Source organism: Enterobacter dykesii (assembly GCF_008364625.2).
Taxonomy (GTDB): Bacteria; Pseudomonadota; Gammaproteobacteria; order Enterobacterales; family Enterobacteriaceae; genus Enterobacter; species Enterobacter dykesii.
This window is the reverse complement of the sequence record NZ_CP126604.1, coordinates 2,452,106-2,469,913: the sequence shown is the minus strand read 5'-3', so window position 1 is coordinate 2,469,913 and position 17,808 is coordinate 2,452,106. Positions and strand designations below refer to the sequence as shown.

Here is a 17,808-nt window from a genome sequence, read left to right as displayed (position 1 = left end):
TTCCCGGAGGCTGTGTCTTATTGTGCTAAAGATATCTGATAGCGTGCTTAAAGGGATTTCACCCGCGGAGATAATATGAACAAAAATACGCTGATCCTTGTTGTTGAAGATGAAGACGAAATCGCCGATATACTGATGAGCTACTTAGAGCGTTCGGGAATGAAAACGCTCCGAGCCAGACAGGGCGAACAGGCCATAGCGCTCAATCGTCTCCATAAACCGGATCTCATATTGCTGGACATTCACCTGCCCGTATGTGACGGCTGGAGCGTACTTACGACGCTTCGTCAGGAAAGCGTTGTCCCCGTCATCATGGTTTCCGCTCTCGATCAGGATGTCGATAAGCTCATGGGGCTGAGGCTGGGCGCGGATGATTACGTGATCAAACCCTTCAACCCTTCTGAAGTTGTCGCCCGGGTTGAGGCGGTGCTGCGCAGGACAAAACCCGCGCTTCAGCAGGCAGGTTCCCAGCCGCTCAGAACGCCGTTTATTACGGTCTATCCGGATGACTTCTACGTGGAAGTCACCGTGGGAGCAGAGGTTGTCTCCCCGGTATTAACGACGACCGAATTTAAATTGCTCACGTACCTGGTGAGATACCCGCGAAAGGTCTGCTCCCGCGAAGAGCTACTCAACGCGTGTCTGCCGGAAGGGGATACGCTCGACAGAACGGTCGACAGCCATATGAGCAAGTTGCGTAAAAAACTGGAGCTTGCAGGCCTTTACGGTGTTCCCGAGAGCATCAGAGGCATGGGTTACCGGCTTGGGGAAAAGAAATGAACAAAGAGTCTGTCCTGAGTCGTCAAATCTTAACGTATATGCTGTTGCTGACGTTTACGATCATTGCCATCGCCATACTCGGCTCCTGGTTTTTTTACTCCTTTATTCTGGATCATCTCCCGGGCGGCGCTGCTGCGGGCGATGACGAGCAGATGACGATGTGGGACTGGGTATGGATTGGGACCGCGACAACGATCAGTCTGATTATCGCTCTCTTTTTCACGGTCAAACTTTCATCGCGAATACTCACCCCGCTAAACGCGGTAGCGTCCAGCCTGAAAAAGATTTCTCAGGGCGATCTGGACGCCCGGGCATTCTGCACCAGTTCCCGGCTGGGTGAAATCAATCACCTGGTGACGGATTTCAATGAAATGGCGGAAAAATTACAGACGCTGGATATTCAGAGGAAATCCTGGAATGCCGCTATTGCGCATGAGCTGAGAACCCCGGTCACGATTCTACGCGGACGGCTTCAGGGGTTGGTTGACGGCGTTTTCATCCCGGACCCGGTGCTGTTTAATAATCTTCTCAAACAGACGGAAGGGTTAACCCGTCTGATTGAAGATCTGCGGGTTATCAGCTCGGACGGCGGGGCGGGATATACGTTATATCCGTCCCGAACGGATCTCAAAGGGACAATACAGAACGCACTCGATACGTTCATGCCCGAGTTCAGCCGTAAGGCGTTTACCGTCAATGCAGACCTGAGGGAGCAGCAATGCGTATTCGATCCATTACGCATCAATCAGTGCCTGACCGTTTTATTTGATAATGCCTTACACTATTCAACCTCGCGGATGCTCATCGTGAAAAATGGCGTTTCTGATAAAGGCAATTATATCCTTATTCAGGACGGGGGACCGGGCATCCCCAGAGAGTTTCATGATTTCCTGTTTCAGCCCTTTCAGCGCGATAATGGCGCCAGACATGTGAACCCGGAAGGCTGTGGTTTGGGCTTGTCGGTGGTAAAAGCCATCATGCTGGCTCATGGTGGCGATGTTACCTATACCTTATCGACGCAAAACCACTCGATATTTAAGCTCACCTGGCCCGACTCGTGAGCTTAAGCGGCAGGTCAAATCTGCCTGCCGGCGATAAATGCCATATTTTTCCTAACTTAGCATCCCATTCCTGCGGGGTAATCGTCAGTTTACCGCGTCTTGGGCTTAAGGTTATTTCGCTGAAATAGATTTCATCTTTTTTTAGCATAAGGTCAACGCGGCAGTAGTCAATTCCATGCGCCAGCTCCTGGGAGGCCAATAGTGCCTGACGGAACAAGAGCGGTTCGCCAGGCGTTGCTGAAGTATTCGGATATTCCATCCGGAAGGGTTGTAAGTTCCAGTGCCTGTCATAAACGTTGATAAACCCTTTGCCGTTATCATCCGTAAAATCCGCTTCAACATAGTGTGCTACGCCGTGAAAGCAATGGATCCTCAGCATTTCGGGCGTTGTATTTCTGTCAACATCATCGAAGAGATCGACGAACGGCTCGCAAAGTATACTCGGCGTAATGTTTTTGTACTGCCATTCGCGCGTCGTGTAGTAAAGATTTTTCTTTAACGCGAGGCTCAGCTTTTTACACGCTTCTTTTTCATTAAATTGCGCTTTGTTTGTACATATTATTGTGCTGCCGCTGTCATGGTTGCACTTAAGGACGAATTTATCAGGAAGAACTGAAAAATCAATCTGCGACGGCCGGGTATAAACGCCAATTAATGGCACCGTTTTCACGCGCGTTGTTCTGGAGGAAACGTATGCCCGAACGGCGAGTTTATCGGCAAGCATTGTGTAGAAGTTATTATGGTCATAGATCAGGCGATGACATATTTTTTCACTCAACGTCGTGGGCGAGTTAATGTCAGGGGTTTTACCGGATGTTCTCTTAAGCCTCACGGTATGAAAGTGCAGGTCCGTCATTAAAAATGAACGGCATTTTCTAATGAGATACTCTGTGTATTTTAGAACGTAAGTGGCGGTGTTCATTTCTTCTCCTCCGTAATGTCCGGATATTCTGGAGAAGAACTGTTGATTGATATTGCTTAAAATATGGAGCAGGGATGGAGACGAAAAATTAAAGGATTAAATAGCGCACGCAGGCTATTTAATCCTTATTTTAGTGGGGTGATTTGTGTTGAGCGTCGCGCTTAGCGGTCCTTTCTCCACGCATCGGCGGTCAATGCTTCACCGAAATGACCGGCAATCAGCCGTTTTGTCAGCTCATGCAGCGGGGAGGCCATCACATCCGCCGTACTGCCGCGCTCGACAACTTCGCCCTGGTGCATGACCATCACCTGATCGCTGATGTGCTTCATCATTCCCAGATGTTGGGTGACGTAGATATACGAGATCCCCTGTTTTTCCTGCAATTCCAGCATCAGGTTAATCAGCTGCGAGCGCATCGACATATCCAGCGAGGCAAGCGCTTCATCCGCAATGATCACTTTTGGCCGCAAAATCAACGCGCGCGCCAGTCCCAGGCGCTGTTTCTGGCCGGGGGCCAGCATATGCGGGTAGTAGCTTTCGTGATCCGGTAACAGCCCAACCATACGCAGGGTTTCAAATACGCGCTTACGGCGCGCCTCCGGCTCCAGGTCTGTGTTCAGACGCAGCGGAAAATCGAGGATCTGCGAAATGCGCTGGCGCGGGTTAAGCGAGGTAGACGGATCCTGGAAGATCATGCGGATGCGCTGGCTGCGGAAAGAGTAATCGCCGAACGTCAGAGGATGATCGTCAATCAACACTTCGCCTGCAGTCGGTTCAACCATGCCGGCGAGCATTTTCGCCAGGGTGGATTTCCCGGAACCGTTCTCGCCGATGATCGCCAGAGTCTGTTTTTCACGCAGCGTAAAGCTCAGCGGCTTCACCGCGTCGACAGTTTGACGATGAAACAGCCCCGTGCGGTAGCGAAAGGTCTTACTCAGGTTGCGGACTTCCAGTAAGGTTTCGACCATTTCACTCTCTCTCCATGTTCAGCGGGAAATGACAGGCGTATAGATGATTTTTGGCCCCGGTCAGGCGTGGCGTCTCGATACATTTACGCTGAGCGTAGGGGCACCGCGGCCCCAGACGACAGCCTATCGGCAGGGATTCCAGCAGCGGAATCGCCCCCGGCAGGGTATTCAGGCGGCTTTTATGCGGCATCGCGCTGCCAAAATCCGGAATAGCGCGGATTAGCGCCTGCGTATACGGGTGGTGCGGCGCGGTGATCAGGTCTTCACTCGGCGCGGTTTCGACCGTTTGCCCGCAGTACATGACGTCAATTTTATCCGCCCATTTGCTGAGCATTTGCAGGTCATGGCTGATCAGCAAAATGGTGGTGTTGTTATTCTGGTTGAGACGCGACAGCAGGCGGAAGATTTGCGCCTGCGTGGTGGGTTCCATCGCGTTCGTCGGTTCATCCGCAATCAGCAAACGCGGCTGATTTGCCAGCGCGATGGCAATCATCACTTTCTGACATTCGCCGTCGGTCAGCTCATAGGGGAAGCTGCGCATCGCATCTTTGTGATCTTTGATCCCGACGCGGTGTAAAAGCTCGATGGCACGACGCTTGCGCCAGCCAACGCGTTGCCACCAGCGGCCTTTGTAGGTCCAGCCGGGGATGTTCTGCATGAGCTGTTTACCCACGCGTTCGGACGGGTCGAGACAGGACTGCGGCTCCTGGAAAATCATTGAGACGTTATGCCCGACCAGCTTACGCCGCTCGCGGGGGGAAAGGCGCAGCAGATCGATATCGTCAAAACGCATACGGTCTGCCGTCACGCGCCAGTTGTCTTTCGCCACGCCGCAGATAGCTTTGGCAATCAGGCTTTTTCCCGAGCCGGATTCCCCCACCAGCCCGCGTATTTCACCCTCCGCAAGGGTGATGCTGATGCGATCGACGGCTTTAACCCAGCCTTCACCGGTTTTGAATTCGATGGTGAGGTTGCGAATATCAAGAAGCGGCATTATTGCACCCCCGCGTTAATTGCACGGCGAATACCGTCGCCCAGCAGGTTGATAAGCAGCACGCTCACCATAATGGCCGCCCCCGGCAGCATGACCGTCCACGGTGCCACGTAGATCAACTCCAGCGCGTCGCCGAGCATCGCACCCCATTCGGGCGACGGCAGTTGTGCACCGAGGTCGAGAAAGCCGAGCGCCGCGATGTCCAGGATCGCCATCGACAGAGCGCGGGTGATCTCGGTGACCAGCCCGGCGGCGATGTTGGGCAGCACGGCAAACCACAGAATGTTAAAGGTTGTCGCGCCGTCCAGACGCGCGGCAACGACGTACTCTTTTTCCAATTCATCATGCACCATGCTGTAAACCGAGCGCACGATGCGGGGCAGGATAGCCAGCCAGACGGCGAACATGGCATGCGACAGGTGCGGACCGGCAAAGGCAACAACGATGATCGCCAGCAGCAGGGATGGAATCGACAGCAGCGTATCCAGAATGTGGTTAAGGACCGCCGAACGCAGGCCATGGGTGGATCCCGCAAAAATACCGAGCGCCAGCCCGCAGATCGTTGCCGCGAGCGTTACCACAAATGCGCCGCCCACCGTCGGGGCTGCACCGCTCAGCAGGCGGCTCAACACGTCACGTCCGAGGTCGTCCGTTCCCAGGAAGAAAGAGACTTCACCGTAGCGCGACCAGGACGGCGGCAGCAGCTGATAGCCAAGGAACTGCTGGTCGATGCCGTACGGCGCAAACCACGAGCCAAAGACGCAAAGCAACACCAGGCCGGCGCAGCCGTAAAGGCCGATCATCGCCGTGGTGTCACCATAGAATTTACGCCACACGGTACGCAGCACGCCAGGCGTGCGCTTTTCACTGTATACGCTATCGTAAGGCATACCATTCCTTATGCTTCAATGGGTTAGCCATGGCACCCAGAATATCGGACAACACGTTAACAATAATCACCAGCGAACCAATCACCATCACGCCCGCAGAAATCGCGGCGTAGTCCTGCTGGCGGATGGCGTTAATCAGCCATCGTCCCAGGCCAGGCCAGCTAAAGACCATCTCGGTGATCATGGCCAGCGTCAGCATGGTGGAAAACTGTAACCCCAGACGCGGAATAACCGGCGGCAGCGCGTTGTGCAGGACGTTGCGGCGCAGTATGGTCAGGCGGGACAACCCGCGCGTGGCGGCGGCTTTGACGTAGTTCTGGTCAAATACCTCAATGGTGCTCAGGCGCATCAGGCGGATCACTTCGGTTGTTGGCGCAACCGCCAGCGTCAGCACCGGCAATACCATATGGCGCACGGCGCTGACGATCATCTCATGGCGCCACACCGAATCGGACAGCCACGCGTCGATGATGGCAAAACCCGTCACCGTTTTAACCGTATAGAGCAGGTCAAAGCGACCCGAAACCGGCAGCCAGCCCATCGTCAGCGAGAAGAACAGCGTCAGCAGCAGCGCCAGCCAGAATACCGGGATGGAGAAGCCTAACAGGGCGAGGGCGCTGATAAACTTATCCTGCCATTTGTTGCGATAGATCCCGGCCAGCATACCCACCGGGATACCGACCATCAGGGCAAAGCCGAAGGCCAGAATGCACAGCTCCATCGTGGCCGGGAAAACCTCTTTCAACTGCTCGGAAATCAGCTGGCCGTTAATGCTGGACACGCCGAAATCCCAGTGCAGCAGCCCGTTAAACCAGAACAGCCAGGCATCCCACAGCGACGACCCCTGGAGCGGGGCGTGGGGCGTGAAATAGCTCAGGCTGAAGCCGACAAAGTTCAGGAAAAAGAGCGTCACCAGCAGCAAAAGGAGCCGACGTAAGGTAAAAATAATCATGGTTTTTTCACCTCTTGTTCTTTTTCACGCGACACGCCGGCGAACGAGGCGTTGCCGAACGGACTCAGCACCAGACCTTTAATATCATAACGATAGGCCTGAAGACGCAGGGAAGAGGCCAGCGGCAGCACCGGCAGTTCCTGGGCAAGGATCTTCTGCGCTTCATCATAGGCGTCGATTCGTGAGGCCAGCTGCTGGGAAGCCAGCGCTTTTTGCAGCACGGCGTCAAACTCCCGGTTACACCAGTGGGCGTAGTTGGTCTGCGAATTTATCGCCGCACAGCTCAGTAGCGGCCGGAAGAAACTGTCCGGATCGTTACTGTCGGTCGCCCAGCCGGTCAGGGTTAAATCATGATTCATGTCCATCAGGCGCGCCTCCTGGAAACGGCCCTCAACCGGTACGATGATCACTTTGACGCCCACCTGCGCCATATCTGCCTGCAGCAGTTCGGCGGTCTTGAGCGGGCTCGGGTTCCACGCCTGAGAGCTGGTTGGCACCCAAAGCTGCAGCGTGAGGTTTTCCGCCCCCAGCGCCTTCAGCTGTTCACGTGCTTTTGCCGGATTGTATTCCGTAATTTTAGCTTCACCGTCATAGGCCCACGAGGCGCGCGGTAAAATTGAGGCGGCGGTTTCCGCCGTGCCGTAGTAGATCGACTGCATCAAACGCTGGTTGTTAATCGCCAGCGCCAGAGCGTGACGTACGGCAGGGTTATTCAACGGCGGCTTATCCGTGTTAAAGGCGAGATAAGCGATATTCATTCCGGGACGTAACGTCAGCCGCAGGCGCGGATCGTCGCGCAAAATGGTGAGCTGGCTGGCCGCGGGCCAGGCGAGCACGTCGCATTCACCCGTGAGCAGTTTTGACAGACGTCCTGTCCCGCCAGAGCCGAGATCCACTACCACCTGCGGCATCAGCGGGGTGCCGCGCCAGAAATGCTCATGGCGCTGCAGGCGAATATACTGCCCGGCGCGGTATTCGGCCAGCTGGAACGGACCGGTGCCGACCGGCTGACGATCGAGTAACTCCTGGCGATCTTTTTTCGTCAGGTTCGCCGCGTATTCAGCGGACATGACCGACGCATAGTGGGTCGCCAGGTGCCAGAGGAAGGAGGCATCCGGGCGCGTCAGCGTAAATTCAACCGTCCGGTTATCCAGCTTGCGCACGCTTTTGACGGTGTCGGCAAACTGCAGGCTGTCGAAATAGGGGAAGTTGCTGCCGTTAACGTTATGCCACGGATGGTTGCGGTTAAAGATGCGCTGGAAGGTGAAGACCACGTCATCCGCATTCAGCTTGCGCGTGGGGGTAAACCACGGCGTGCGTTGAAACGCGACGTCATCGCGCAGGTGAAAACGGTAGGTTGCGCCGTTATCCAACACTTCCCAGCTTTCCGCCAGCTCAGGCACCAGACGGTAGGTGTATGGGTCAACATCAAGCAGACGGTCGTAAAGCTGCGCGGCCAGGGTATCCACGATCAGGCCGCTGCCCGCTTTTTGCGGGTTGAAGGTATCCACCTGGCCGCTTACGCAATAGACAAAGCCGCTGTCACGAATGTCAGGCTGGGGAGTTTGCCCGGGCGCGGCAAAGGCCTGGCTGCTAAACAGACCAAGTGCAAAAAAGGACGATAAAACCAGACGCATAATTTTTAAGGTTTTTAGGTTCGATCTGCAAAGTGTATCGCACTTACGCCTGCTTCGTAAAAATGTCTGCAGGTAAGTGCTGATATTGTCAGCGCATTTGATGCTTTTTGAGCAATGCCCTCAATTGATGGTAGGTCAGACCAAGCAGTTCAGCCGCCCGTTTCTGATTATATTTCGCCGTCTTCAGGCTTTGCTCCAGCAGCTGTTTCTCCTGATCGTTTTGAAACTGGCGTAAATCAAGGGGGAGAGTAGGAACATCGCCTGAAGACGCTGGTGCGGACAGTGGCGCTGCGCTGCGCTGAAAAGGATCGATAATGATGTTGTCCAGCTCCGTCTCGCTGCTGCCGTGGCGATAGACGGAACGCTCCACGACGTTTTTCAGTTCGCGGATATTTCCCGGCCAGTGGTAAGCCAGCAGCGTCTCCTGCGCATAATCGCTGAAGCCTGGGAACAGCGGCAGGCCGAGCTCGCGGCACATCTGAATCGCAAACTGATCTGCCAGCAGCATGATGTCGCTTCTGCGCTCGCGCAGGGGAGGAAGCTGAACGACGTCAAAGGCCAGGCGGTCAAGCAGGTCGGCACGGAATTTCTCCTCCGCCACCATCTCCGGCAGGTTGGCGTTCGTGGCGCACACCAGGCGCACATTAACCTGCAGCGGCTGGCTACCGCCGACGCGCTCCAGCTCGCCGTACTCAATCACGCGCAGCAGTTTTTCCTGCACCAGCATGGGCGCGGTGGCCAGCTCATCCAGAAACAGCGTACCGCCGTCAGCGCGCTCAAAGCGTCCGGGATGGCGTTTCTGGGCACCGGTAAACGCGCCCGCTTCATGGCCGAAGAGCTCGGTGTCGAGCAGGTTTTCATTCAGCGCCGCGCAGTTAAGGGAAATGAAGGGGCCATCCCAGCGCCCGGAGAGGTAATGCAGACGGTTGGCTATCAGCTCTTTCCCCGTTCCGCGTTCACCGATGATCAGCACCGGTTTATTGAGCGGCGCGAGGCGAGAGACCTGTTCCAGCACTTCGAGAAAGCTGTTTGCTTCGCCGAGTAAATTGTCTTTGTATCCGGGCATGATGAAATTAACCACTCCTTAGCGATATTCACCAGGGAAGAATAGTTCTTCATCGCGTAAAAATCAATCATGATCAGTAAAATCAATAAGATAAAAACTTGGCACGATGTTTGTATTATCAGTACAGCAGGGCATAGCCCGATAACAGAACTATGAGGATTTGATTATGGGTATTTTTTCTCGTTTTGCCGACATCGTGAACGCCAATATCAACTCACTGCTTGAGAAAGCGGAAGATCCGCAGAAGCTGGTACGTCTGATGATTCAGGAGATGGAAGACACGCTGGTTGAAGTGCGTTCAACCTCCGCCCGCGCGCTGGCGGAGAAAAAACAGCTTACGCGTCGTATTGAACAGGCAACCGCTCAGCTGAACGAATGGCAGGAAAAAGCGGAACTGGCGCTGCGTAAAGACAAAGAGGATCTGGCCCGTGCGGCGCTGATCGAAAAACAGAAGCTGGCCGATATGGTCGCGACGCTCGAGCATGAAGTCACGCTGGTGGATGACACGCTCACCCGTATGAAGAAAGAGATTGGTGAGCTTGAAAATAAACTTAACGAAACCCGCGCGCGTCAGCAGGCGCTGACCCTGCGTCACCAGGCGGCAAGCTCTTCCCGCGACGTGCGTCGTCAGCTGGACAGCGGTAAGCTTGATGAAGCGATGGCGCGTTTTGAATCGTTTGAACGTCGTATCGACCACATGGAAGCGGAAGCCGAAAGCCACGGCATCGGCAAGCAGAAGTCGCTGGATCAGCAGTTCGCCGATCTGAAGGCTGATGATGAAATCAGCGAGCAGCTGGCGGCACTGAAAGCCAAAATGAAGCAAGACAACCAATAATAATTCCTGCGGCACCTGAGCGTGCCGCCTCATAAGACAAGGAGTACACATGAGCGCGCTTTTTCTGGCCATTCCCCTGACAATTTTCGTGCTGTTCGTTTTGCCGATTTGGCTATGGCTGCACTACAGCAACCGTTCTTCTCGGGGCGAACTCTCCCAGAGTGAACAACAGCGTCTGGTGCAGCTTTCCGACGAGGCGAACAAAATGCGCGAGCGCATTCAGGCGCTGGAAGCCATCCTGGATGCTGAGCATCCAAACTGGAGGGACCGTTAATGTCTGGACTGAATCTGAACAAAAAGCTGTGGCGAATTCCACAGCAGGGCATGGTGCGCGGCGTTTGTGCCGGGCTGGCTCACTATCTTGATGTTCCGGTAAAACTGGTCCGCGTGGTCGCGGTGCTATCGATCTTCTTTGGCCTGGCGTTTATTACCCTGGTGGCATACATCGTCCTGTCGTTTGTCCTTGACCCAATGCCGGACGGAGAACTGGCAGCGGAGGGAGCCCCGACCAGCAGCGATCTTCTCAATGCCGTTGATGAGCAACTCGCCGCCGGTGAGAAGCGGCTACGGGAAATGGAACGCTATGTCACGTCGGATACCTTTACGCTGAGAAGTCGCTTTCGTCAGCTTTAAGAGAGAGATGAGATGAAACAACACTGGCAACAGGCCGGTCAGAAGGTAAAACCCGGCCTGAAAATCGCAGGTAAACTGGTCCTGCTGACCGCGTTACGGTTCGGCCCGGCAGGTGTGGCGGGTTGGGCAATTAAATCCGTTGCCCGCAAACCGGTCAGAATGGTGCTGGCCGTGGCGCTCGAACCGCTGCTGCAAAAGGTGGCAAAACGGCTTTCTCGCCGCTACTTATCCCAATAATTCCTGCTGGCGTTAGCCCTTTCCCTGACGGGGGAGGGACTGGCGACGGATAACCGCATTTCCTCTTTTCCCCGTTCTTTCTTTGCGGCAGCTCACAATATTGCGCCGAGCTGCTTTGCAATCACCTTTTTCTCTTTCCTGGTCCGTTGACAGATATTTTTCATGGGAGTAGATTGCCACTCCGTGGGACCGCTACCATGGGAAATGAAATGAATCCAAAAATTAAAGAAATCATTAATCTTGTTTACGGGGGAACGTTTTCTGACGCCCATCTTAATGTGCTGCTGGAAAATATTGGAAATGCCGCTTCTGTTATTACGGAAAAACGTAAAACGGGTTGGGATGAAAAAGACGTTGTCCTGATCACCTATGCCGATCAGTTTTCAGCGAAAGGGGAGAAGGCGCTACCGGTTTTTACACGTTTTTATAACAGATGGCTTGCTCACTCTTTTTCTCATGTCCATCTCTTGCCTTTTTATCCATGGTCTTCGGACGACGGATTTTCTGTTATCGATTATCATGAGGTTGCACCGAAAACCGGAACGTGGCGAGACGTTTTCGAATTAAAACAGTCAGCCAGTTTAATGTTCGATTTCGTATGCAACCATATGTCGGCCAAAAGCAAATGGTTCGCTAATTACCTGAAGCAAATGCCAGGATATGAAGATTTCTTTATTTCTGTCGATCCTGAAACAGACTTATCCGCGGTGACGCGTCCGCGTGCCTTACCGCTTCTTACGCCTTTCACGCTGCATGATGGCAGCGTGCGACACCTGTGGACCACCTTCAGCGAGGACCAGGTCGATCTCAATTTCGCCTCTCCGCAGGTGCTGATCGCGATGGTCGACGTGCTGCTGCATTACCTGATTGAAGGGGCGCGATACATTCGTCTGGATGCGGTGGGCTTCATGTGGAAAATACCCGGAACAAACTGCATCCACCTTGAGCAAACCCATCAGCTCATCCAGCTTTTCCGCGCCATTACCGAGGCTGTCGCCCCTGGAACGGTGATTATTACCGAGACGAACGTTCCGCATAAAGATAACGTTGCTTACTTTGGTGACGGTGAAAATGAAGCGCAGATGGTTTATCAGTTCTCTTTGCCTCCGCTGGTGCTGCATGCGGTACATTCTCAGGACGTCCGGACGCTGAGCCAGTGGGCAGCGTCGCTGACGTTGCCTTCCACGAAAACCACCTGGTTTAACTTCCTGGCCTCGCATGACGGGATTGGTCTGAATCCATTACGCGGAATTTTACCCGAGTCGGAAATCCTCTCGCTTGTGGAAAAACTTCAGGCTGAAGGCGCGTTGGTTAACTGGAAAAATAACCCGGATGGCACACGCAGTCCTTATGAAATTAATGTGACCTATCTGGATGCTTTAAGTCCGCGTGACAGTCTTGATAGCCAACGGATTGCCCGGTTTATTCTGGCGCATGCCGTCCTTTTAAGCTTCCCCGGCGTGCCCGCGGTTTATATCCAGAGCATTCTTGGCTCGCGTAATGATTATGCAGGTGTTGAACGCCTGGGATACAACCGTGCGATTAATCGTGAGAAATACACTGCAGGACAAATTGATGGCGAGCTTGAAGATAAAAATAGCCTACGCTCTCAGGTCTATCGCTCGTTAAGCCAGTTAATTGCGCTGCGTCGGGCGGAAAAGGCATTCCATCCTGACAGCGAGGCTTATTTCAGTGCGCCAGGTGAACATGTTTTAAAAATCGTTCGCGTGGCGGATTGTGGTAAGAAAGTAACGGCGCTGTTTAATTTCAGTGACGGCATTCAAACGGTGGAATCCGATATTCATTCCGGAACGGAGTTGATTTCCGGGAAAGATATTACGGATAAAACGCTGACCCTATATCCATGGCAGGTGTTGTGGATTAAAGAAAACTAAAAAGGACCTTAAAAATGAAAATGCCCAGAATTGTGCTGATATCAGCACTGGTTTCGTGCGCCTTGTTATCAGGGTGCAAGGACGACAAAAAGTCAGCTGTCACCATTGAGTTTATGCACTCGTCAGTTGAGCAGGAGCGCCAGGCGGTTATCACGAAGCTTATCGAAAAGTTCGAGAAAGAGAACCCCGGCATCACGGTGAAACAGGTGCCGGTAGAAGAGGATGCTTACAACACCAAGGTTATTACGCTCGCCAGAACGGGCGCGCTGCCAGAGGTGATTGAAGTCAGCCATGACTACGCGAAAGTTATGGACAAGGAACAGCTGCTGGATCGCAAAGCCATCGCCGAAGCCATTAACGCGGTAGGCAAGGATACCTTCTATGACGGCATCTTGCGCGTGGTTCGTACGGAAGACGGTTCTGCCTGGACGGGGGTGCCAGTCAGCGCCTGGCTATCGGGCGTCTGGTATCACAAAGATGCGCTGGCTGCGGCGGGTATTCAGGAGCCGCATAACTGGGCGCAGCTGCTGAAAGCCAGCCAGAGTCTTAACGACCCGGCCAAAAAACGTTACGGCATTGCGCTGCCCACCGCGGAAAGCGTGATGACGGAGCAGGCATTCTCCCAGTTTGCGCTTTCCGGCGGCGCGAACGTTTTTGATGCCAAAGGGAACGTCGACATCGATACCCCTGATATGGCAAAAGCCCTGGCGTTTTACAAAGAACTGGCCGCGACCACCATGCCGGGTTCAAACGACGTCATGGAGATCAAAGATGCCTTCATGAACGGTTCTGCGCCGATGGCAGTTTACTCCACCTACATCCTGCCGGCGGTATTCCAGGACGGAAACCCTGCAAACCTGGGCTTCGTCGTCCCAACAGAAACCTCTTCTGCTGTTTACGGCATGGTCACGTCGCTGACGATTACCACCGGTCAAGCCGAAGATGAGACTCAGGCGGCTGAAAAGTTTGTGACCTGGATGGAGCAGGCTCAAAACGCAACCGACTGGGTCATGATGTCGCCCGGCGCGGCACTGCCGGTGAACAAGCTGGTGGTGGGCACCGATACCTGGAAAAACAACGATGTGATTAAAGCGTTTGGGCAACTGCCTTACGAACTGATTGCGCAGTTCCCGAATGTGCAGGTGTTTGGTGCGGTGGGGGACAAAAACTTCACGCGCATGGGCGATGTTACCGGGTCCGGCATCATCAGTTCCATGGTGCATAACGTCACGGTGGGGAAAAAAGATCTCAGCAACACGCTTAGTAACAGCCAGAAGCGTCTGACCGATCTGATTTCACAACGATAGGAGCGCTCTGCGGAAGGAAATTATGAAGACGTTGTTTTCTGGTCGTTCAGATATGCCTTTCGCCATGCTGCTGTTGGCCCCCAGCCTGATTTTGCTGGGGGGCCTGGTGGCCTGGCCAATGATTTCCAATATTGAAATCAGTTTCTTACGTCTGCCGCTCAACCCGCGTATTGATGCGGTGTTCGTCGGGCTGGATAACTACATCCGCATCCTGGGGGATGCTGCGTTCTGGCACTCGCTGTGGATGACGTTCTGGTACACCGCGCTGGTGGTGATCGGCAGCACGGGGTTGGGGCTGGCGGTTGCGATCTTCTTTAACCGTGAATTCCGTCTGCGGAAAACGGCACGTTCACTGGTGATTTTGTCCTACGTCACCCCGTCCATTTCGCTGGTGTTTGCGTGGAAATACATGTTCAACAACGGCTACGGCATTGTGAACTATCTGGGCGTTGACCTGCTGCATCTGTATGACCAGGCACCCCTGTGGTTCGACAATCCTGGCAGCAGCTTTGTGCTGGTGGTGTTGTTCGCCATCTGGCGCTACTTCCCGTACGCGTTCATTTCGTTCCTCGCGATTTTGCAGACCATTGATAAGTCGCTGTATGAAGCGGCGGAAATGGACGGCGCGAATGCCTGGCAGCGTTTTCGAATCGTTACGCTGCCCGCGATTATGCCAGTGCTGGCAACGGTGGTGACGCTCCGCACTATCTGGATGTTCTACATGTTTGCGGATGTCTACCTGTTGACGACCAAGGTCGATATTTTGGGCGTCTACCTCTACAAAACGGCATTCGCTTTCAACGATTTGGGTAAGGCTGCGGCGATATCCGTTGTGCTGTTCGTGATCATCTTCACGGTGATTCTGCTGACCAGAAAAAGGGTAAACCTCAATGGCAACAAATAAACGCGTACTGAGCCGTATTGGTTTCTACCTCGGTCTGGCGGTGTTCCTGGTCATTACGCTATTCCCGTTCTTCGTGATGCTGATGACGTCATTCAAAAGCGCGAAAGAGGCGATATCGCTTAACCCGACCATTTTGCCGCAGGCGTGGACGCTGCAGCATTACGTCGACATCTTTAACCCGCTGATTTTCCCGTTCGTGGACTATTTCAAAAACAGCATGGTGGTGTCGCTGACCTCCTCGGTGATTGCCGTGTTTCTCGGCACGCTGGGGGCTTACGCCTTGTCCAAACTGCGTTTTAAGGGCCGCACGACGATCAACGTGAGCTTTTACACCGTTTACATGTTCTCCGGAATATTGCTGGTGGTGCCGCTGTTCAAAATCATCACTGCCCTTGGGATCTACGACACCGAGCTGGCGCTAATTATCACCATGGTGACGCAGACGTTACCGACAGCGGTGTTCATGCTGCGCAGCTATTTCGACACCATCCCGGACGAAATCGAAGAAGCCGCGATGATGGACGGCCTCAACCGCCTGCAAATCATCTTTCGCATCACCGTGCCTTTGGCGATTTCCGGGCTTGTATCGGTGTTTGTCTACTGCTTCATGGTGGCGTGGAACGACTACCTGTTTGCGTCCATTTTCCTGTCCAGCGCCAGCCATTTCACCTTGCCGGTCGGGCTGAACACGCTCTTTAGCACACCAGATTATATCTGGGGTCGCATGATGGCGGCATCGCTGGTGACGGCGCTTCCGGTGGTCATCATGTACGCCCTGTCTGAACGTTTTATTAAAAGTGGTTTGACCGCCGGCGGCGTGAAGGGCTGAGGCGGCCAATTTTAACAAGGAGTCAGTCATGAAAAAATTAGTTGCGACAGCGCCTCGTGTAGCGGCGCTGGTGGAATATGAAGATCGTCCGGTTGCCGTCCATGAAGTGAAAATTCGCGCCCGCTTTGGCGCGCCAAAACACGGTACCGAAGTGGTGGATTTCCGCGCCGCCAGTCCGTTTATCGATGAGGAGTTCAACGCGGAGTGGCAGATGTTTACCCCGCGTGAAGAGGGGACGGCCCGCGGGATCGAATTCGGTAAGTTCCAGCTGGGCAATATGGTGGTTGGCGACATTATTGAATGTGGTGCAGACGTCACTGAATACCAGATCGGCGACAGCGTCTGCTGCTACGCACCGCTGCAGGAAACGGTGATCGTTAACGCGGTGAATAACTACAAGCTGCGCAAAATGCCGCAGGGTGCCTCCTGGAAAAACGCCGTTTGCTACGATCCGGCGCAGTTCGCCATGAGCGGCGTGCGTGATGCCAACGTGCGGGTCGGCGATTTTGTGGTTGTGGTGGGGCTGGGTGCGATTGGGCAGATTGCGATCCAGCTGGCCAAAAAAGCCGGTGCGTCAATTGTCATCGGCGTCGATCCTATCGAATACCGCTGTGACATCGCCCGTCGTCATGGGGCAGACCACTGTCTGAACCCAATCGGCGCCGATGTCGGTCTGGAAATCAAAAAGCTGACCGGGAGGCAGGGCGCGGATGTGATCATCGAAACCAGCGGCTTTGCAGATGCGCTGCAGTCCGCGCTGCGCGGGCTGGCCTATGGCGGCACCATCTCCTACGTAGCCTTCGCGAAACCGTTCGCGGAAGGTTTTAACCTTGGTCGCGAGGCGCATTTCAATAACGCGAAGATTGTCTTCTCCCGTGCCTGCAGCGAACCCAACCCGGATTACCCGCGCTGGAACCGCAAACGTATTGAAGAGACCTGCTGGGAACTGCTGATGAACGGCTATCTGAATTGTGAAGATCTCATCGACCCGGTCGTCACCTTCACCACTAGCCCGGAAAGCTACATGAAGTATGTCGATCAGCATCCGGAACTGAGCATCAAAATGGGCGTCACTTTTTAAGCTAAGGAAAGCAACTCATGAAAATCGCAACACAAAATCAGGCCTTTTTCCCGGTCAATATCATGGAGAAATTCCAGTACATCAAAGCGATGGGTTTTGATGGCTACGAAATTGACGGCAAGCTGCTGGTGGAGAACCTCGCCGAGGTTAAAGCGGCGATTAAGGCCACCGGTCTGCCGGTGACGACCGCCTGCGGCGGATACGATGGCTGGATCGGCGACTTCATCGAAGAACGTCGTCTGAACGGGTTAAAGCAGATTGAACGCATTCTGGAAGCGCTGGCTGAAGTGGGCGGCAAGGGCATTATCGTGCCTGCTGCCTGGGGAATGTTTACCTTCCGTCTGCCGCCAATGACCTCCCCACGCAGCCTGGACGGTGACCGCAAAGCCGTAAGCGCCTCCCTGCGCTGGCTGGATGAGGTGGCGGCGCGCACCGGAACAACCGTCTACCTGGAGCCGCTGAACCGCTATCAGGATCACATGATCAACACCCTGGCTGACGCGCGTCGCTATATCGAAGAGAACGGTCTGAAGCACGTGCAGATCATCGGCGATTTCTATCATATGAACATCGAAGAAGACTCGCTGACGGATGCGCTGCATCAGCACCGCGATCTGGTTGGCCATGTGCACATCGCAGATAACCACCGCTACCAGCCGGGCAGCGGCAGCCTCGATTTTGCCAGCCTTTTCGATCGGCTGCGTGCGGATAACTACCGGGGTTACGTGGTGTATGAGTGCCGTGTTCGCGCCGAGGATCCGGCTAAGGCATACCGGGACTCGCTCACTTACTTGCGTAAATGCTAAGGATGACGAGC

General features: G+C 54.3%; 19 protein-coding genes. 12 read left to right on the top strand and 7 right to left on the bottom strand.

Annotation, left to right across the window (positions count from 1 at the left end; genetic code table 11):
• Positions 1-75 precede the first annotated feature (75 nt).
• Positions 76-780, top strand: a complete 705-nt coding sequence (locus tag F0320_RS11850) for a response regulator (protein WP_047651105.1) — start codon at positions 76-78, stop codon at positions 778-780.
• Positions 777-1,841, top strand: a complete 1,065-nt coding sequence (locus F0320_RS11845; protein ID WP_149323786.1) for an ATP-binding protein — start codon at positions 777-779, stop codon at positions 1,839-1,841. Before F0320_RS11850 ends, F0320_RS11845 begins: the two co-directional genes overlap by 4 nt.
• Here the strand turns inward: F0320_RS11845 and F0320_RS11840 are convergent.
• The 7 genes from F0320_RS11840 to pspF form a co-directional block, all read right to left on the bottom strand.
• Complete coding sequence (locus F0320_RS11840) at positions 1,822-2,763, bottom strand: ATP-grasp fold amidoligase family protein (protein ID WP_126328709.1); 942 nt, start codon at positions 2,761-2,763, stop codon at positions 1,822-1,824. The two genes, F0320_RS11845 and F0320_RS11840, sit on opposite strands and share 20 nt — an antisense overlap.
• Before the next feature lie 161 nt (positions 2,764-2,924).
• Positions 2,925-3,731, bottom strand: a complete 807-nt coding sequence (sapF, locus tag F0320_RS11835) for a putrescine export ABC transporter ATP-binding protein SapF (protein WP_023312051.1) — start codon at positions 3,729-3,731, stop codon at positions 2,925-2,927.
• Position 3,732: 1 nt separating this feature from the next.
• Positions 3,733-4,725, bottom strand: coding sequence for a putrescine export ABC transporter ATP-binding protein SapD (sapD, locus tag F0320_RS11830; protein ID WP_008501228.1), 993 nt, complete (start codon positions 4,723-4,725; stop codon positions 3,733-3,735).
• Positions 4,725-5,615, bottom strand: coding sequence for a putrescine export ABC transporter permease SapC (gene sapC / locus F0320_RS11825; protein WP_032656751.1), 891 nt, complete (start codon positions 5,613-5,615; stop codon positions 4,725-4,727). Before sapC ends, sapD begins: the two co-directional genes overlap by 1 nt.
• A complete protein-coding gene (sapB, locus tag F0320_RS11820) occupies positions 5,602-6,567 on the bottom strand; it encodes a putrescine export ABC transporter permease SapB (RefSeq protein ID WP_047651103.1) in 966 nt (321 codons plus the stop codon). The genes sapC and sapB overlap by 14 nt, the downstream gene beginning before the upstream one ends.
• Positions 6,564-8,204: an ABC transporter substrate-binding protein SapA gene (sapA, locus tag F0320_RS11815; protein WP_126328708.1), complete on the bottom strand. Its 1,641-nt coding sequence runs from the start codon at positions 8,202-8,204 to the stop codon at positions 6,564-6,566. Before sapA ends, sapB begins: the two co-directional genes overlap by 4 nt.
• 88 nt (positions 8,205-8,292) lie before the next feature.
• The gene (gene pspF / locus F0320_RS11810) at positions 8,293-9,270 is read right to left on the bottom strand and encodes a phage shock protein operon transcriptional activator (protein WP_047651101.1); all 978 of its coding nucleotides are present in this window, start codon (positions 9,268-9,270) and stop codon (positions 8,293-8,295) included.
• A 166-nt stretch (positions 9,271-9,436) separates the two neighbouring features.
• Between pspF and pspA the strand changes: the two genes are divergently transcribed.
• From pspA to F0320_RS11760, 10 genes are all read left to right on the top strand, one after another.
• Positions 9,437-10,105 carry a phage shock protein PspA gene (pspA, locus tag F0320_RS11805; protein WP_033145729.1) on the top strand — a complete coding sequence of 223 codons (669 nt, stop codon included), beginning with the start codon at positions 9,437-9,439 and terminating at the stop codon, positions 10,103-10,105.
• A 49-nt stretch (positions 10,106-10,154) separates the two neighbouring features.
• Positions 10,155-10,379 carry an envelope stress response membrane protein PspB gene (gene pspB, locus F0320_RS11800; protein ID WP_023312045.1) on the top strand — a complete coding sequence of 75 codons (225 nt, stop codon included), beginning with the start codon at positions 10,155-10,157 and terminating at the stop codon, positions 10,377-10,379.
• Entirely contained in the window at positions 10,379-10,738 is a 360-nt protein-coding gene (gene pspC / locus F0320_RS11795; RefSeq protein ID WP_047651099.1) for an envelope stress response membrane protein PspC, read from the top strand. The genes pspB and pspC overlap by 1 nt, the downstream gene beginning before the upstream one ends.
• A gap of 12 nt (positions 10,739-10,750) precedes the next feature.
• On the top strand, positions 10,751-10,975 hold the full coding sequence (pspD, locus tag F0320_RS11790; protein ID WP_023312043.1) for a phage shock protein PspD: 225 nt from the start codon (positions 10,751-10,753) through the stop codon (positions 10,973-10,975).
• 197 nt (positions 10,976-11,172) lie between these two features.
• Positions 11,173-12,870, top strand: coding sequence for a sugar phosphorylase (locus tag F0320_RS11785; RefSeq protein ID WP_126328707.1), 1,698 nt, complete (start codon positions 11,173-11,175; stop codon positions 12,868-12,870).
• A 14-nt stretch (positions 12,871-12,884) separates the two neighbouring features.
• Positions 12,885-14,177: an ABC transporter substrate-binding protein gene (locus tag F0320_RS11780; RefSeq protein ID WP_126328706.1), complete on the top strand. Its 1,293-nt coding sequence runs from the start codon at positions 12,885-12,887 to the stop codon at positions 14,175-14,177.
• Between the two features lie 22 nt (positions 14,178-14,199).
• On the top strand, positions 14,200-15,081 hold the full coding sequence (locus F0320_RS11775) for a carbohydrate ABC transporter permease (protein WP_126328705.1): 882 nt from the start codon (positions 14,200-14,202) through the stop codon (positions 15,079-15,081).
• Positions 15,068-15,910: a carbohydrate ABC transporter permease gene (locus F0320_RS11770; RefSeq protein WP_047651096.1), complete on the top strand. Its 843-nt coding sequence runs from the start codon at positions 15,068-15,070 to the stop codon at positions 15,908-15,910. The genes F0320_RS11775 and F0320_RS11770 overlap by 14 nt, the downstream gene beginning before the upstream one ends.
• 28 nt (positions 15,911-15,938) lie before the next feature.
• On the top strand, positions 15,939-16,991 hold the full coding sequence (locus tag F0320_RS11765) for a zinc-dependent alcohol dehydrogenase (RefSeq protein WP_126328704.1): 1,053 nt from the start codon (positions 15,939-15,941) through the stop codon (positions 16,989-16,991).
• 17 nt (positions 16,992-17,008) lie between these two features.
• Positions 17,009-17,797 carry a sugar phosphate isomerase/epimerase family protein gene (locus F0320_RS11760; protein WP_126328703.1) on the top strand — a complete coding sequence of 263 codons (789 nt, stop codon included), beginning with the start codon at positions 17,009-17,011 and terminating at the stop codon, positions 17,795-17,797.
• Positions 17,798-17,808 lie beyond the last annotated feature (11 nt).

Excerpts from the sequence above, each read along its gene's own strand:
- pspF (WP_047651101.1), bottom strand. The coding sequence starts at position 9,270 with ATGCCCGGATACAAAGACAATTTACTCGGCGAAGCAAACAGCTTTCTC.
- sapA (WP_126328708.1), bottom strand. The coding sequence starts at position 8,204 with ATGCGTCTGGTTTTATCGTCCTTTTTTGCACTTGGTCTGTTTAGCAGC.
- F0320_RS11775 (WP_126328705.1), top strand. The coding sequence starts at position 14,200 with ATGAAGACGTTGTTTTCTGGTCGTTCAGATATGCCTTTCGCCATGCTG.
- pspA (WP_033145729.1), top strand. The coding sequence starts at position 9,437 with ATGGGTATTTTTTCTCGTTTTGCCGACATCGTGAACGCCAATATCAAC.
- F0320_RS11770 (WP_047651096.1), top strand. The coding sequence starts at position 15,068 with ATGGCAACAAATAAACGCGTACTGAGCCGTATTGGTTTCTACCTCGGT.
- sapC (WP_032656751.1), bottom strand. The coding sequence starts at position 5,615 with ATGCCTTACGATAGCGTATACAGTGAAAAGCGCACGCCTGGCGTGCTG.
- F0320_RS11765 (WP_126328704.1), top strand. The coding sequence starts at position 15,939 with ATGAAAAAATTAGTTGCGACAGCGCCTCGTGTAGCGGCGCTGGTGGAA.
- sapD (WP_008501228.1), bottom strand. The coding sequence starts at position 4,725 with ATGCCGCTTCTTGATATTCGCAACCTCACCATCGAATTCAAAACCGGT.
- F0320_RS11760 (WP_126328703.1), top strand. The coding sequence starts at position 17,009 with ATGAAAATCGCAACACAAAATCAGGCCTTTTTCCCGGTCAATATCATG.
- pspD (WP_023312043.1), top strand. The coding sequence starts at position 10,751 with ATGAAACAACACTGGCAACAGGCCGGTCAGAAGGTAAAACCCGGCCTG.
- F0320_RS11840 (WP_126328709.1), bottom strand. The coding sequence starts at position 2,763 with ATGAACACCGCCACTTACGTTCTAAAATACACAGAGTATCTCATTAGA.
- F0320_RS11785 (WP_126328707.1), top strand. The coding sequence starts at position 11,173 with ATGGGAAATGAAATGAATCCAAAAATTAAAGAAATCATTAATCTTGTT.
- F0320_RS11845 (WP_149323786.1), top strand. The coding sequence starts at position 777 with ATGAACAAAGAGTCTGTCCTGAGTCGTCAAATCTTAACGTATATGCTG.
- pspB (WP_023312045.1), top strand. The coding sequence starts at position 10,155 with ATGAGCGCGCTTTTTCTGGCCATTCCCCTGACAATTTTCGTGCTGTTC.
- F0320_RS11850 (WP_047651105.1), top strand. The coding sequence starts at position 76 with ATGAACAAAAATACGCTGATCCTTGTTGTTGAAGATGAAGACGAAATC.
- sapF (WP_023312051.1), bottom strand. The coding sequence starts at position 3,731 with ATGGTCGAAACCTTACTGGAAGTCCGCAACCTGAGTAAGACCTTTCGC.
- pspC (WP_047651099.1), top strand. The coding sequence starts at position 10,379 with ATGTCTGGACTGAATCTGAACAAAAAGCTGTGGCGAATTCCACAGCAG.
- F0320_RS11780 (WP_126328706.1), top strand. The coding sequence starts at position 12,885 with ATGAAAATGCCCAGAATTGTGCTGATATCAGCACTGGTTTCGTGCGCC.
- sapB (WP_047651103.1), bottom strand. The coding sequence starts at position 6,567 with ATGATTATTTTTACCTTACGTCGGCTCCTTTTGCTGCTGGTGACGCTC.